At 37.1% G+C, this 16,698-nt stretch carries 7 protein-coding genes; 1 reads left to right on the forward strand and 6 read right to left on the reverse strand.

Features of this window, described 5'->3' with window-relative positions:
* Window positions 1-4: 4 nt before the first annotated feature.
* Complete coding sequence (tamB, locus tag CXF76_RS04945) at window positions 5-3,694, reverse strand: autotransporter assembly complex protein TamB (protein WP_024590782.1); 3,690 nt, start codon at window positions 3,692-3,694, stop codon at window positions 5-7.
* Complete coding sequence (locus tag CXF76_RS04950) at window positions 3,694-5,421, reverse strand: autotransporter assembly complex protein TamA (protein WP_024590781.1); 1,728 nt, start codon at window positions 5,419-5,421, stop codon at window positions 3,694-3,696. The genes tamB and CXF76_RS04950 overlap by 1 nt, the downstream gene beginning before the upstream one ends.
* 214 nt (window positions 5,422-5,635) lie before the next feature.
* Between CXF76_RS04950 and CXF76_RS04955 the strand changes: the two genes are divergently transcribed.
* Window positions 5,636-5,971, forward strand: coding sequence for a ribonuclease E inhibitor RraB (locus CXF76_RS04955; protein ID WP_007378192.1), 336 nt, complete (start codon window positions 5,636-5,638; stop codon window positions 5,969-5,971).
* 35 nt (window positions 5,972-6,006) lie between these two features.
* On the opposite strand, the gene CXF76_RS04960 is transcribed toward CXF76_RS04955, so the two are convergent.
* The 4 genes from CXF76_RS04960 to CXF76_RS04975 all read right to left on the reverse strand — a co-directional run bounded on the left by CXF76_RS04960 (window position 6,007) and on the right by CXF76_RS04975 (window position 15,413).
* Window positions 6,007-7,758 carry a DEAD/DEAH box helicase gene (locus CXF76_RS04960; RefSeq protein WP_101163177.1) on the reverse strand — a complete coding sequence of 584 codons (1,752 nt, stop codon included), beginning with the start codon at window positions 7,756-7,758 and terminating at the stop codon, window positions 6,007-6,009.
* 124 nt (window positions 7,759-7,882) lie between these two features.
* Window positions 7,883-8,185, reverse strand: a complete 303-nt coding sequence (locus CXF76_RS04965; RefSeq protein ID WP_007586043.1) for an H-NS histone family protein — start codon at window positions 8,183-8,185, stop codon at window positions 7,883-7,885.
* 533 nt (window positions 8,186-8,718) lie between these two features.
* Window positions 8,719-11,346 carry a TonB-dependent receptor gene (locus CXF76_RS04970; RefSeq protein WP_024590779.1) on the reverse strand — a complete coding sequence of 876 codons (2,628 nt, stop codon included), beginning with the start codon at window positions 11,344-11,346 and terminating at the stop codon, window positions 8,719-8,721.
* A gap of 1,181 nt (window positions 11,347-12,527) precedes the next feature.
* Complete coding sequence (locus CXF76_RS04975) at window positions 12,528-15,413, reverse strand: TonB-dependent receptor plug domain-containing protein (protein ID WP_024590778.1); 2,886 nt, start codon at window positions 15,411-15,413, stop codon at window positions 12,528-12,530.
* Window positions 15,414-16,698 lie beyond the last annotated feature (1,285 nt).

Consider the following 16,698-nt stretch of genomic DNA (forward strand, 5'->3'; position numbering starts at 1 on the left):
TTGGTTATTCCCAATCAAACTTATATAGCACATCAACATTTTGGTATAGCCCGCTCGTTATTTCTATGTATAACTGTGAAAGTAACTGATAACGCACAGCCACTTCACTGAGCGAATCAAATACACCCACGCTATATTTAACTTGCAAACTGGGTGCTACGTAACCTGATATTTCTACTTTGGTGCTATCACCACTACCTGATGAGCTTAAACTTACATCTGACAGCCCAAAGGTTTCACCTACCTTAGAAACAACCCCTTCGCTGCGGCTAACCCCTTGAGAGAGTAATAACTGTGTGAGCATAGCATCGCTTGACGAACTTTCTCCATCGCCTAAAGGTTGACCATTAAGTAAATATGCGAGTGCTTGAGCTTGATCCATCGCAGGCTCAGAAAATATTTTAAGCGTTGGTTGTTCAACATTACCCGTGAGCGTAACCCCTGCAATGACACCATTTGCAGTCGTATCGGGGTTACGTATTGCTTTAATATTTAAAAATGGTTGTTCAATTGAACCGCTAAAACCTACTTGCCCGGTGCTGATTATTAAATCTTGCCCAAAGGCTAAGTAAGTACCTTCAATTAAGTTAAGCTCACCTGTGGCTATAATTGGCGCACCTTGACTCATTTTTATCGCTAAATCACCCGCAACTTTTGATTCCAAGCCAAACGATTCTACTTTTACATCGTTTTTAACAATCACTTTTAAATCTATGTCGTAATCAAACGGAACTGTTTCGGTGGCCTCGGTTTTTTGATCAACAATAATTTCATCATCGCTAACTTGCACTGCGCCCTCAGGAAGCTCTTCAATCATTATACGACCGTAAGGCACAACTACCTCACCAGCAAGCTTGAGTGCATTATTTGCCAAGCCTATTTTTAAATCCGGCGATACTTTAAAAGTAACCCCTTGCTGCGCACGTACATAAAACTGCTCGCCAACTACCGCCACATTTACAGCAGGTTGCGCACCTTGCCAATCAACGTCACCGGTGAGATTTATTTTACCGCCCTGGTTGTCGTTTAAGTTGCCTTTTATTGTGGCTGTTGTTTTATCAAACAATACGTTTATATTTGATTTTTGCAGCGCTATAGGCAATTGCTCGCCCTCTAAACTAATATCGCTCACATTAAGCTCGCCATTTAATAATGGATCTTTTAACGTACCTGCTAACGCGACTTTTCCGCTAATATCACCTTTTAACTGCTCGAGGGTTTCAAGAAAAGGTTGTAAGTCTGAAAGGAGTATTTTATCGATATTAATGGTGCCATTAAGCGCTTGCGAATTTTGTATATCGTCGATATTAATTTGTGTATTAATTTTGCCTAATACACTTGATTCTAGATTAGCTTCAAGCTTGCCAATTTGAGAGTCCGAAAACGCACTAATAGTTAAAGTTTCGATTGGTAATTTAAAACGATCTTCTTCCGAGGTAAGCACTGCTTCTAAGTCGCTAGAATCGATATTTGCGCGTAATGTTTTAAGCGCACCGCTTTGCCAATTAAGTGCTACATCGCCAGCTATATTACCGCGAGTACGAATGCTATTAGGTAAAAAGTGCTTAAGCTCCTCAAGTGCTAAGTTGCTTAGTTTAGCATTTAACTGACCGAGATTTTTTGACTGCGCTAAGGTGTCTATGCATAATTCACTTTGATCAGATGCCCAACAATGTGCACTTACATCAAAGTCGCCACTTTGCGTATTAACCATAATGGCAATATTTTTAGTATTACTAAAACTAAGCTTTTTATCGCTAAGCGTTACATTACTAAGCTCGCCATTCCAAGTGGTATTATTAATTTTGCCATTAACTTCAAGTTCTACACTGCCTTGCTCGGCATCTACAGATGCCGTAAGTTGGTGATCTGTTTTGTCGCCGCTAATATCAATTTTAACGCTATTAATTTGCTGTTCGGCCACAAGCGCCGAACCAACACTTACCGAAACATCAGTTTGCCAATCGGCTGCGGTATCTAACTGCCCTTTTACTGATAATTTGTTAATGTTTATTTCATCAAAAATAAAGCGATCTAGTATTAGTGCTAAATCAACAGAGGGCGTTAACCTTTCCCCTCTCACTTTTAAATTTGCGTTGCCGTCGGCAGTAAATGGAATATTAGCTTTTTCATCACTTTTTAGCGTTACTTTGCCATCAACCTGCCAAGTGTCATCAACTTGACCGCTTAGTGCTAATTTATTGGTGCCGCTACTTAAATAAAAGCTATCAATATTAGCTTTTAACGTGTTGTCGAGCTTAAAGTTTGAGGCAAATTCTAGTGGCACGTCGTTAAGTAATCCGCTTAACTTTGTATTATTCATTTGTAGCTGCCACTTATCGTCAGCTGCATTAAACGAGCCTTTAAACTGCCCTGAAATATCACTGGTAGCGGCATCAGTTAAGTACTGCGCTTTTAAGTTAGCAAGCGTGCCATTAAAGTTAGCCTGTATGCCTTTTTGCCAATCAACATTGGCTTCTATAGTTGCACTGCTTTCGTTCGCTTTAATGCTTAGCGCTTGTAAAGTTGCTTTGGTGAGACTGCCTTTTAATTGGGTATTTAAGTCAACAGCTGGGTACGCGCCTAGTTGACTATTCGCCTGTAGGCTAAGCTGATAGTCGTCAGCATTACCTTGTGCGTTAAGGCTAACATTTCGTACTTTAAGTTCATTACTTTGTGCATCAATAAGCCACTGCTTAATTTTTCCATTTAACTCAAATGGATAGTTTTTTTGCTTTAAATTTGCCGTTGCCGTTAAACTAAGCGGATATTGCCCCTGTGTTTCTAAATTTAAGTTTAGATTTGATAAGTCGCCATTCAACTGCAAATTGGCTTGGTGCTCGTCACTTTGTAAAACAACATCCCCTTTCACGGGCAAATTCCCTGCAAGCTCAGCGTTAAGATGCGTATTAAGCTGCCACTGTTCATACTTTGCTGAGAATGACTCTAAATTAATAACCGCATCTTCCACACTTAATTGCAGCGAGATGTTTTCAATAACATGTTGGGCTTCGTTTTGCTCAATCGTAATTTTAGCTATTTCAAAGTCTTCAACAACTAAATCAAGTGGTGAAGTAAATTCTATATTAGGTAATACGGGTAGGTGCGTTAAAGGCGCTTGAGTATTTTGCGCCGTTTGTGTTTTCGCATCTTGTTCTTGCTCTTTTAAAGCAACAAGTATGGTGGGAATATTCAGGCTTTTAACCGTCAGCTTTGAACCCTCTGCTTTTGCTGAGAGTTTAAAGTTATTAACGCTTACGTTTGCACTTGGATGCTCTAGAGTAAATTTATTGATCGCAATGTTTTTTACAGCAATATTAAAAGGTAAGCTGATTTTTTCAAGCGGCTCTGCCGCGGCTTCTTCTTGTGAATCTGCAGTTTTTGGTAATGTTAAATTTATAGATTTAGCACTTAAGTTATCTATACAAATTCCATCGCACTGCCACCAAAACAAATCAATTTTCAATTGTTGTGCATTAAAGTCCAATCCGTTGCTAGCAAAGCGTACATTAAAGGCATCATTATAAATAAAACGGCCATCTTTAATTTCAATATGCAGTCCATCTACCGCTTTATTTGCACTATAAGCAATAAATTGATTACCGGGTGCGGTAAATAACAAACAAAATAGTGCAACAACTAACGTGACAAAAATAGCACTTACGGCGGCTGTTATCTTTTTTAATACTGACATTAAATTTCTGGCCCTATGGTAATACTTAAACGTGTGCTTTTACTTTCTTTTGTTAATCCCCAAGCGTGGTCTATACGCACGGGGCCAACGGGTGTTAAATAGCGAAAACCAAAACCAGCACCTACTTCAAAATCATCAGAAAAATCATTAGTCGCAGTACCACCATCAACAAATAAAGCTGCTCGCCAATTTTTAGCAAACTGGTAGTTATATTCCATCGTGCCCGATAGTAAATACTTACCACCTATTAGCTCGCCATCATCGTTCTCGGGCGAAATTGATTGGTACGCAAAACCACGAACGCTTTGATCGCCACCTGCGTAAAACCGAAGTGAAAATGGCACGTTGTTAATATCATCAACAAGCATTGCTCCCACATTCGCTTTTAAAAACACCAAGTGGCGGTCAAAATAAGTGCGTAGCCAAGCATGTTGCATTTGCACCCTAATCAGATTAGTACTTGAAAGCACATCATCTAAGCCAAACTCAGCAGATATAAGCCACTGCTCTCCCCAATAGGGAGTCGTGCCGCCTTTTGATTTTTTGCGCGCGTAGCTAATGCCAGGCATTAACATTTCGGTACTTTCTTCGTCTTCATCACCAATACGGTAGGTTTCTTGGTCGCGGCGTAAAAATGCAGTACGCACCCACTTATTTTCAGTCAACCATTGGCGCTGAACCTGCCCTGTTAATATTTCACTGTAAGTGTCGTTTGTGAGCTCATCTTCTAATTTATAACCGACAGAGAATCGCCATAAATCATCATTAGGATCATCAACCGGAATTGTATAAGCCATGGAAATATCTTGCTGCTTTTGCGCCACATTTAAATTAGTTTCGAGGTAGTGGCCGTCTTCTGTGATCCACGGTTTACTCCATTTAAAACGCACCTTGGGTCCTAAGTCAGTACTAAAACCACCGCCAATTTCATAGCTGTTAGCTGGCTTGGGTAATACTTCAACTTTAATCGGTACTTGGCTATTTTTGCGCGCTGCTATGTCAGCATAAACACGCACACTGGCAAAATAAGGGGTACTTGATAAATCCAAGTTATAGTCAGCAATATGTGTTGATTTATAAGGTTGGCCCTGAGAGAAAGGCGCTATAGAGCGTATGTATTTTTCAGCGGGTGTACTACTGGCAATTTGTATATCGCCAAACTGATACCTGACTCCGGTATCAATTATAAAAGTAATAACAGCACTATTTTTTTTAAGCGACACTTCTAATTTGCGCGCTGGCCACTTAGCATCAAAATAACCAAGCTCTAGCAACATAGATTCTATTTTTTTATGAGCAGAGTCATATTTACCATGATTTAAAACATCACCTTGTTTTAAGTTGGTGCTTTTAATCAATGCCTGTAATTGGGTATCGCTTTGACCATCACCGTTTAGCGTAATATTAATTGCTTCTATGCGAGTTGCAGGACCCCGTTCAACTTTAACTATTAGCTCGCTGTCGTTTTTATCATAAATAACCTCGACGGTCGGGCTATAATAGCCAAGTGCTTTGATGCTATTTTGTACTTGTTTTTGAGCATAACGACGAAGTGTACGGGTTGGCTTTTCACCAATTAATTGCTTGAGATAAAGGGCTACGTTATTTTCTAAATCGCCACTTAACCCTTCAATTTCGTAATCTTCTATGACTTTTTCTGCCGCATAGCTATTTGTCGCAATTAAAGCGCTCACAACACACATGCAACGTAAAAACTTAATAAACAAGTAAATATCCTTACTTTTAATATCTTACAAAAAACTGGTTAATTACCCGCATATTAGCATAGCCATAATGAGCAACACATTAACTTAATAACAATCTAACGCGTAAATTTAACTTTGAATAAATATCAGCATAATTAAAATTAGTACGCGTTAAGACAATATTTTAGTTACAATAGTGCCTACGAATAAAAAATTAATTTTAAATGAGTTTTTAATGCAATTCCCTGATGATGATAACGGCCAACTTTTAGCCGAAATAGCCGCTGCTGGCATTGATTTAAATAAAATGCACCAAGTCGATTTTTTTATTTTATTTGAACAAGAAGCCGATGCTGAAAAATTTGCTAAAGAAATAGTTTCTGATGCATTAGTTCAAAATGCTGAGCTTGAAAAATGTAAAGACACTGGCGTTTGGGAAGTAATCACTCAAGTACAAATGGTGCCAGAGCACACCCTTCTAGGACAAGCAGAGCAATACATTGAAAGTATTGCTAATAGCTTTAATGGATACGGTGATGGCTGGGGATTAATGGACGGTGACGAGGCTTAATCGCCTTTTAGTTCAATGTACTCTATCAGTTAAGCTTAGCGGCTTAACTGATTTGCCTTTCTAAAACCCCCTTTATAGTCAAATAGTTTATCAGCCACTTTCCAACCATACTTTTTGCTTTTTCGTGCAATAACAAAATCCGGTGGTACTAATTCAAATTGTGCTTTTACTACTTGCTCTGCAGTTTTAAAATTAATAGGTGTTTGTCCAAGTCCTACTCGTAGACCAAATTGCTTATTAAATATAAATTGCCCGCCTTTATTTGCGAGGTTATATACTTCATCGCAACTTGCACCATCTTCATCAAAATACGTTATTTTAATAAGTTCATCTTTAATTTGAGTTACCGACAACCCACTACATCGAAGCACAAGTGCGTCTTTTAAGTTTAATGCATTACGTAACTTATCATCAGGGTCGGTCATTACCGCGCCGCAATCATGGCATTTACGTGCAGCAATATCATTTTGGGCACCGCACTGCTCACACTCTTTAAACCTAAAACGATAATCGCACTGCTCTTTATGCCCATCATCATCTTCTAACAGCCCTTTACAGCGCCTGCCAAAGTGCTCTATTACTTTTCCTGCGGAATCAGTTTTACCCCAAAATATATTCGCAAAACCACAGCCAGGACAAAGTATCTGCACAGGTTCATTATCACTATCGCCTTTTTTATCGCCTACTTCTGGGTGAAATAAATTAAAACCATTGCCGGCATAATCTATTACTAAGCAATCCGTTTTTGATTCAGATAGCCTCAAGCCTCGCCCCACAATTTGTTGATATAAACTAACTGATTCTGTAGGTCTTAAAATAGCTATAAAGTCGACATGTGGCGCATCAAAGCCGGTTGTTAGTACCGATATATTAACTAGATACTTTAATTGCTTAGCTTTAAATTGCTTAATAATTTTATCGCGCTCAGTGTTTGGCGTATCACCTGTTATAAGTGCACTTTGATGAGCTGGTAGGTAGCTTAATATTTCCTGAGCATGCATTACCGTGGCGGCAAAAACCATAACACCTTCACGCTCTTCACTGTATTGAATTACTTGCTGTAATATCGCTTTCGTTGCGCGCTCACTGTTTTTTAAAAGCGCATTCATATCATCAGTCGTATATTGCCCAAATGCATTACTATCTAGAGACGAAAAATCATAATGGCTAATCGCTGCATCAACTTCGTTTGGCGGCGTTAAATAATTATGTTTGATCATATACCTGAGCGGCAATTCAAAAATACAACTTTTAAACGGGCTTTCATTAGTCCCTTTAACAAAGCCATGATAATGATGATGGTATATCCACCCCGTTCCTAGCCGATAAGGTGTTGCTGTTAAACCCAATACTTTTAACTGAGGGTTATATTCTTTTAAACTACTTATTACTTTTCCGTACTGGCTTTTTTTATCCCCATTTACCCTGTGGCATTCATCAATAATAAGTAACGAATAATGCTCATTTAATTTATTTAAATTACGAGAAAGTGATTGCACACTGGCAAAGGTTACTTGATGGTTTAATGACTTTTCTTTTAAACCTGCTGAAAATATACTCGCCTCTAAACCAAAACTTTTATATTTTTGCGAATTTTGCTCTACCAGCTCTTTTACATGAGCAAGCACTAATATTTTTTGCTTAGCTATACGCGCAAGTTCAGCAATAACAAGGCTTTTACCTGCGCCGGTTGGTAGTACAATAACGGCAGGATCATTACTCTTTCTAAAGTGTAAAACGGTTCGTTCTACGGCTTCTTGCTGGTAAGGTCTTAGTTTATAGCTCATGGGAAAACAAATAGGTTTGAGTGAAGAGATTTTAGCAAATAATAGCTGGGAGTTTTAAACTTTAATTATATTTTATTGAGGGGGAAACAAAAAAGAGAAGCCGAAGCTTCTCTTATATTTAGCTTTAGGCTAAAAATTTCTCAAGCTCAACACCTTCAAACGCTTTAGGACGACGGCCACGGCCTGTCCATTCAATAGTCTCACCATTAAGTTCCATGCGGTACTTAGGCTTAACTTTAGTACGTTTGTCTGATGCTCCATCTTGTAAATCTTCTAGCGTAAGTCCTTTTTCTTTTAAAAGATCCAAAACTTCCTGTTTCGCTTTTTGCTGCTGGGTATATTTTGAAATTGCATCATTGATAAGCTGTTGGGCTTTTTCAAGATCCGTTAATGATGCTGTTTTAATAAAAGATCGGACTTCTTTCATTTATATCTCGCTAAATTGTGTGATTGGATTTATTTAATTATTCTTTTTTAGTATAAGGGTATTTTTCAGGAATGACTATTACAAGATATAAACTAAATAATCCCTCTGTTAAATATACGCTATTAGTCCTACCTTATTAAATTAGGAGTAATTTAATATAAATTGTCGATGTATAAGGGAACTTCATTTTATAAAATATATAGTCGATAAAAAACACTACTAATCCGTTGAATAATAAATGCCAGCTTTCAGTACAATAAAGCAGCTAAAAACTTATATGTAATTTGCAAATATCATTACTTCGACTCAATTAAAAACCACATTATCTATTTTTCGTGTCAGGTGAATATAATCGGAAAATCACAAGGTAACAAACTTAAAAATAAAGTGGGCCAGTAAGTACATACAAACCATAATTAAAATTTTAAAGATAAAATTGCAAACCAAATGTAAAAAGGTCAGAAGCATAAGCAACTGACCTTTTTTTATAATCGTCAACGTATTGAAGACGAAACATAATCTATAAACGATTTTTAGAAGTTTTGTTCAACTTTTAAAAATACAGCTCGGCCTAAAACATCATATAATGATGTTGAAGCATCGCGATAACCTCTAGTGCCATCGTTTAGCTGTGGTGCTTCTTTATCAAACACATTGTTCACACCTAGTACAAACTTACCATTCCACTCATGGTTATATGATACTTGGATATTGTGTTTAATATAGCTTGGAATATCAGCTAAATATGTTACACCATACTCTTCATTACCTGAGTCTTGGTCGCCTATGTAGTATGTAGTCCATGCTGCACCAAATGCATCATTAGTCCAATCAAAAGTAACATTACCACGAAGCTCTGGGTACTCTTGTAAACCAGCGTAATCGAATGCGTCAGCACCCTCTTCTGTTACTTCTTCAAAGTCACTTACATAACTTAACTCACCTTTAAGAGCGAAGTTACCAATGCTAGATTCAAACATGTAAGCTGTTTTAAAATCAAAACCTGATGTTTCTAAACTCGCCATATTTTGGTCAAAGCTGTACATTACATCAATACGACCTGTATTTGGATCGCGAACTACTGCAGGGTTAGAACCATTGTCTTGCTCGTCTTTTAATAGACGTTCAACACTTACTGCTGCAATTCTGTTTTCTAACTTAATATTATAGTAAGAAAGCTCTACAGATAAGTCATCTGTTACATTCCAAACAAAACCTGTTGTAAATGATTCACCTTCTTCTGGCTCAAGATCTGGATTGCCACCAAACCAAGTTTTATGTTGCTGTGAAGCATTTGGGTTACAGTAAATAGCATCAGAACCTGCATTGCCTTGCGTATCACACCAAATTGTATCGTAAGCTTTTTCGAAGCTTAGTGCCTGACTAGAGAACATTTCGCCCATGTTAGGTGCACGGAACGATTCACCCCAGCTAGCTCGCACTAATAGCGCATCAGAAGGACGCCATGCAACACCAATTTGAGGGGCAACATTATCGAATGTTCCTGATACAAATTGTGAACCAACGTCACCTTCTTGCTCGTACTTGTCGTATCGAACAGCTGCTTTAATATCAACATTGTATGGTAGGTTTACTTGAAGCTCTGAATATACAGATGTTCTATCACGTTCTGCATTAACATCGTCACCACCTGAGCCACCTGACACACGACCTGAAGCCGATTGAGGGTCACTCATTTGTTCAAATTCTACTTGCTCAAATTCAGCACCAACTACGCCAGCAATCGAAACATCACCATTATCAAACAATAATGTAGATGCTACCGTATCAAATTGAGTACTTGTAAAACGAGCTTGATACACACCTGTGTGAGCAGCTTGCCCATACAAGTCTTTCATGCTGCTATCCCAGTTAGCAAAGCTCATTCCTGATGTATTAAAGATATCATATTCGCCGCTATCAATTAATTTCTGAACAACATCATCATTTATCAGGTTTGTATTGAATGAGTTAGTTGTAGAACGGCTGTGTTGTACATTAAATTCCCAGTCAATACCATTTGCAACATCTACAAAGCCGACTAAACCACCTAAGAAATCAATACTATTAATTTCAGTACGAGTATCTCGCTCACCAATGTTAGCTGAGCGCATGTATAGAGTTAAATCTTCGCCTACAGGGTTTAAAGGATTATCAGCCAACATAGTTGGTTGGTTTGTAGATACAGGTGTACCTGCATAGCGAGAATCAGTTTCAGAAAGTGATGCACTTGCGCGGCCACGGAACTTTAAGTTATCAGTGAATTCATAATTGAAATTTGAAAGCATTGAGTTCTGAGTAGTATCACCAAATAACTTAGTTACTGCACCATAGTTATATAAACAGCGAGTGCCACCATCAACCGTGTTATTTGATTCTGCACACATAGTAGGGCTTGTAACCCAACCACTAGCACCATTACCATTTGGAACTGAGCTAAATGACGAATAATCAGCATAAGTCTCATCATTTAATTTCCAAATATCTCTATCGTATACTGATTCAGCATCATAATATTCATAAGTTAATGTAATATTACCTTTCTCACCAGAGTAACCTGTACTTACGTTAAAACGATTTGTATCACCACCTTCGGCACTAGGTAGCTCAGTATCATATGAAAAACTTAAACCGTTAAAGTCTTTTTTTGTAATAATGTTAATAACACCTGCAACAGCATCTGAGCCATATACAGCAGAAGCACCTTCACGAAGAATCTCAATTCTTTCTACTATTGCCATTGGAATACGAGAAGTATCTGCGGCAGCGCCTGAAGACGAACTTGTACCAGGCATACGGCGACCGTCAAGTAGCACTAATGTGTACTCAGCCCCAAGGCCACGCATGTTAATATTACTTGTTGCTGCTGCGCCGTTACCGTAGCCAGACATACCACGCCATGAACCAAAGCTATTTACAGAAGTATTATTTAAAACATCAGCAACTGATGCTTCACCTGATAATTGTAGATCTGCAGCGGTAATAACAGTTACTGGTGATGATGTTTCCATATCAACTTGCTTAATGCGAGACCCAGTTACTTCTATACGCTCAACTTTTTCTTTTTCTGCTGCCATAGAGCTTGCAGAAAAAGCAGCGGTGGATACCGCACTAAAAGCAATCGCTAAGCGAACTGCCTTTGAAACTTTATTATTTAACATTTGATTCTCCCTAGAATACTATTTTAATTATTTTGTTTTCAAAACGGTCTGTAATTAATCACAGTACCTGTTTCGATTTGAATAGTAGTCCCAAGTTATGCAAAAGGTCAACACTTGGCTAACCAAATAAAACCCTTTATTTACAAAACCTTAAAGTAACAAAAAACAAACACAATGCTCTTTTTGCATTATTGCATTATTGCAAAAACTTGATTTAGAATAAGTGCTATTTACTGAAGAAATCATATCTAAGTCTCGCCTCAAACAAGTTACTTACTTCCTTATTGTGGCGAATTATGTAGGTGTAAAAGCATGCAAAAAATAAATTACCTACATAAAATTAACAAAAATGATTGAGACAACTATAGCTATTCAACTATCTGAAAAAGTACTACTTGGCCTTTCTAAAAAAGAAAAAATCCATAAAGCTATATTTTCATTGATTTCCAAAATCGTGCACAGAAAGCAGGCTAACTAAGATATCTGAGTCACTTTTTGTAGTAATTACTATTAAATATGTATAAATGCTTAGTCTATATCAGTAAGTCAGCGAGCTAGGAGTGCTAATAACTCCTTGTATAGATAAAGACGCTAGGCAAGTGACGCAAGCTTAATACTTAAACGAAGAAATGAAAGAGTTGCAGCTGTTATGCGTAATGTAATGTGATGCTGCTGATAGCTTTAATACTCAAAGATATTAAAGCACCACCCTATTCATTAGATTAGATTAGAATATAATAAATTTAGAATAGGCTTTTAAAGGATACGAAGACGTTGTTAACGTAGCTTTGAAGCACGTAATCACTCTATCAATACAGTAATTGGCATATCAGATATGATCAAGGTTGAGGGCTGTACTACCAAATAATATATCCAACCACCACATTTTCAGCTTAAGTAATGAAAGATAATCTTTTGTTGATATCCATTATGTTTTTAAACTTCTGAAGAACCGCTAAGTAAATCCAACAATTTCCAGTCTAAAGAAACGTAATATCAACTAGATATAAAAAATTTTTGCCTAGTTATAGCGAAATTTACTTATCGTTAAATAAACCCCATATATAAGCCGGTTGGTATAAACACATATTAGGGCAAGTAAAATATAAAAAAAGCCTACTGAAATTTCAGTAGGCTTTAATATTAAACACTTTCGTTTATAAACTTATTTACTAAAGATATTAGAAACGTAAGTTTAGTCCTAAGTTGAAACGTCTGCCGTATACGTCGTAATACTCACCTTCATCGTATGTGCCAGGATTTCTAGGAGGTGTAATATCAAATAAGTTTGAAACACCTAATCTTACTTCAAGCATTTCGCTAACAGTATAACGACCATTTATTGACCATTCTGTATAAGAAGGAACATCATTATAGTTGTTATTTTCAGCAGTCCACTCTCTGTCTAATACTGTTGAATGACGGTATTTACCAATCATACCTACGTATAAATCATCGTAAGTATAGCCTACCGTTAGGTTACCCTGCCAACGAGGGTATCTTACTTCACCAACTGTAGGTGTTGGTTCATAGCCTTCGCTAGAAACATCTGTATTAAACTCTCTATGCTCAAGGTAACTTGCTAGTAAACGGAAGTTAAATGAACCGTAGCTCGTTTCATACTTGTATGTACCTTCTAAATCAACACCTTTAAGAGAGTAAGATGCTAAGTTATATGGTCCATTACGAACCTCAGAAATATCAAGAGTCGTAGGATCACGGTCAACTAAGTCACAAGCACTATTATCTAAACTAGACGCTTCGTAACAATCATCAATAACACGCTGTGCACCTAAAGAGTTAATTGCATCTTCAACGTCAAAACTCCAATAATCTGCAATTAACGTGATATTTTCAGTTGGGGTATAAATTACACCAAATAATGTATCGTCAGACGTTTCTTCTTGAAGGTTTGCATTACCTGAATTCACACTTGGTGGAGTAACACTACGCCAATCATCAGATGGTCTCCAATCTCCAACTGTAGTACCTGGGTTTGGAATACCTGCAGCTTGACAGTTAGCAATTAAGTTTGCTTTTTTGCTATCACTCGCTGTAGATATATTAGTTTGGTCACATGGATCGCCATAAGACGCGAATGACTGAGTACCAGCAGAATAAAGTTGAGATAATGATGGAGCACGAACCGACTTAGACTTTGTACCACGGAAACGAAGTTCATCGTTCATTGCATAGTTAAAGCCTACCTTCCAAGCTACATTATCGCCCACTGAAGAGTAATCCATGTAACGAGCGGCTAACTCAAGGCTTAATGAATCAACAAATGGTGCATCCACTAATAATGGAACTGACATTTCAACACCAATTTCATCAACTGTAAATTCACCATCCCATGCTTTTACAAAGTTACCAAACACTAGATTATTCTGCATTGCTGCACCAGGTTCATTAGAACCAGTTTCTTTACGATGCTCAGCACTTAAAGCAAAAGAAACACCACCGGCAGGCATATCAAAAGCATAACCTGAAATAACACCACCAATAACTTGCTGCTGTTTAACTTTAGAAATTGATGCTGAGGTAGTAACGTAATCTAAAGCTTCTTGAGATGCACCATTAAGACCGAACAGGCTTAATGCCTGACAACCATCTAACGCACCAACTAAAGAACCATCTGAATCACGGTCAGCACAACGAATTGCTCCGTCAATTTCTACCGCGTCAATAGCCTTGTTAAAGTTCTCAGTAAGGAATTCACCGTTCCATGTAGTGTCGTTTTTATTACGACCGTAACTAAAATATACTTCGTAATCGAACTCTTCTAGTAGTAACCCTTGGAAAGAAAGAGTTGTATTAAGTGTTGTACGATCATCTTCATAGGTACGATTACCAAAACCCGAAGCAAGCTTATAAATTGTAACTGAATCTCTACCAGCTTCATCTAATTGTGCTTTAGCAGCTGGGTCTAAAAATGCATTATCTGAACGAATCGATTCAGCAAGGAAAATTGGGCTACTTTCTGCATAAGCACTAGCTTTTGAGAAAGAAACTTCAAAATTCATTGAATGATCATCAGCATAATTATTTACTATGTTTGTAAAAACATTGAAACGATTAAGTGGTGTTGCAAGATCTTGATGTTCAATAAATTTGTAACCATTAGAGAAGCCGTCACCAAAATATCTAAGTTGATTATTCGGCGCAGGTCTTGTTACACCACCAACTATAACGGGACTAAACTCACCATTATCACCAAATACAACATGGCCATCAGGTAAGAAAGCATCACCTGCGCGATCGTAATAGCCTAGTGTTTGCAAACCGGCAAACTCACCTGTAGCTAAAATATTCTGTGGAATTCCATCCGTGTCAGAAACGTTATCAGGGTTTAACATCCCAGAAACTGGGTTACGAAGAAAGTCACGGTCTTGAGCTTCAAGCTGTTCTGTTTCTGAGTAAGATAAGCTCGTAATAAAACTTATTTTATCGCTTTCACCACCAAACGTGAATGAAAAAGACTCTTCTTCACCACCACTTTGTTCTGTAATAGATTTTTTGTAGTTGAAGTCCATAGTATCTTGAGACTTTTTCAAAATAATATTAACTACACCCGCAATTGCATCTGAACCGTAAACTGCTGACGCGCCGCCATGAACAATATCCATACGTTCAATCATTTCAGTCGGAATGCCGTTTAAATCTACCGCAGGATTATCTACAGAAGCACCTACGTATCGACGACCGTTTACAAGTACTAAAGTACGACCTTCTCCAAGCTGACGAAGATCTGTAGTATTTATACCCGCACCAAAAATAGTGTTAGTAGTTGTTGTAGGTGCAGAGCCTACGCCAGATGAAGGCAGCTTTTGTAACAAGTCTGAGATGTTTGTGATGCCGGCATTAGATAGCTCTTCGCCAGTAATTGTAGTTACAGGAGTAGGTGAAACCTCTGAAAAACGCTTAATACGCGAGCCTGTAACCTCTATACGTTCTACTTTTTCAACGCCTTCTTCTGCCGCAATTGAATTTGCAGCGAAAACAGCCGTTGATGCTGTACCAAAAGCAATCGCTAAGCGAACTGCCTTTGAAATTTTATTGTTTAACATTTGATTCTCCCTAGAATACTATTTTATTATTTATGCTTAATTTTTAAAATTAATGCGCAATAAAGCCACTTAATAAGACTAAAAATGCCTATATGAAGGTACAGTAGGACTTTATTGTGTGACGGATGATAGTACTAGAGAAACAAAGAGGTCAACACATTATTAACTTTAAACCAGCAAAAATAACAAATGTATCTTTCACCATTACATTAAAATCAACAGTAAGCAGCTGATTTTATTGAAAAAGTAATATGTGTATATTTAAAGCTTATATCACCTTAAAATAAAATACTTTAATAACAATAACTTGAATGTTTGTAAAGATTTGTAACAAAGCATCGCTAAAATATATAAAAACATTCATATTTAGTAGACTTATCTAAAGCTGCAGGTTTAAAAAAGTGTCTCTTTTATTTAAGGTTGAATAAAAATAACTTTACTATCAACTAGATAGCCTCACTTCTATACCTTAACAATAAGATGTATATGCGATTACTTTAGTCTTTTCGAGTATATGACTTATAGTATGCTTGTAAAATTTATTATAGGAATTGACCCAATTAATGTATAAACATACATAATTACTTACTCCTTCCTTATTTTGCAATCTGAGTTGTTAATTTTATGCTTAGATATGTGAAAAAACCTTTTGAAGTAGTCACTTAAATTTTATCCTGATCTTTTCAGGGTAGGTAGATTATAACCAAGCTTCCTGTGTGGATTTTATGTAAATACCTACTACTGCCCGCATTTAATTTGTTTGAAAATTCAATTTAGAACTATTAGGTACACTTGTCAGATTACAAGTTTGGTTATATTATTTTGTAATTTCGCCTACATCGCGTTTAACCTGATTTATTGATCTAGCCAGCTGCAAATCATAAATAAACTTTCTTTGATATGTCGTAAAAATGTTCATTATCATTTTTATACTCGAAAAGAGCATCGACTGATGAGTGTTTGTTTAATGACAGGAAATTATCAACTCAATTGTGAAGGTAGTGCTTGAACATTTGGTTATTAACTGGCCAATATTATTCCTTAATACTTGTTCTAATAATATTGAAACCATCTCTTTATTTACTAATTTGATAATATTCACTTGAGTATCACATCGACCGTAAAATCAAAGTTAAAATATGCAAAATTATCAGATAAGCTGCATGTATTTGATACGGCCTTAACTGGTAATATTTAATGTACTTAAGAAGAGTTGCCCCCTCTTAAGTGTAATGCGGGATATCCTCTATATTCATATTTACAGATACTTTTGGCGGGAGCCTCT

The organism is Pseudoalteromonas sp. 78C3 (assembly GCF_002836695.1).
GTDB classification, from domain to species: Bacteria; Pseudomonadota; Gammaproteobacteria; order Enterobacterales; family Alteromonadaceae; genus Pseudoalteromonas; species Pseudoalteromonas arctica.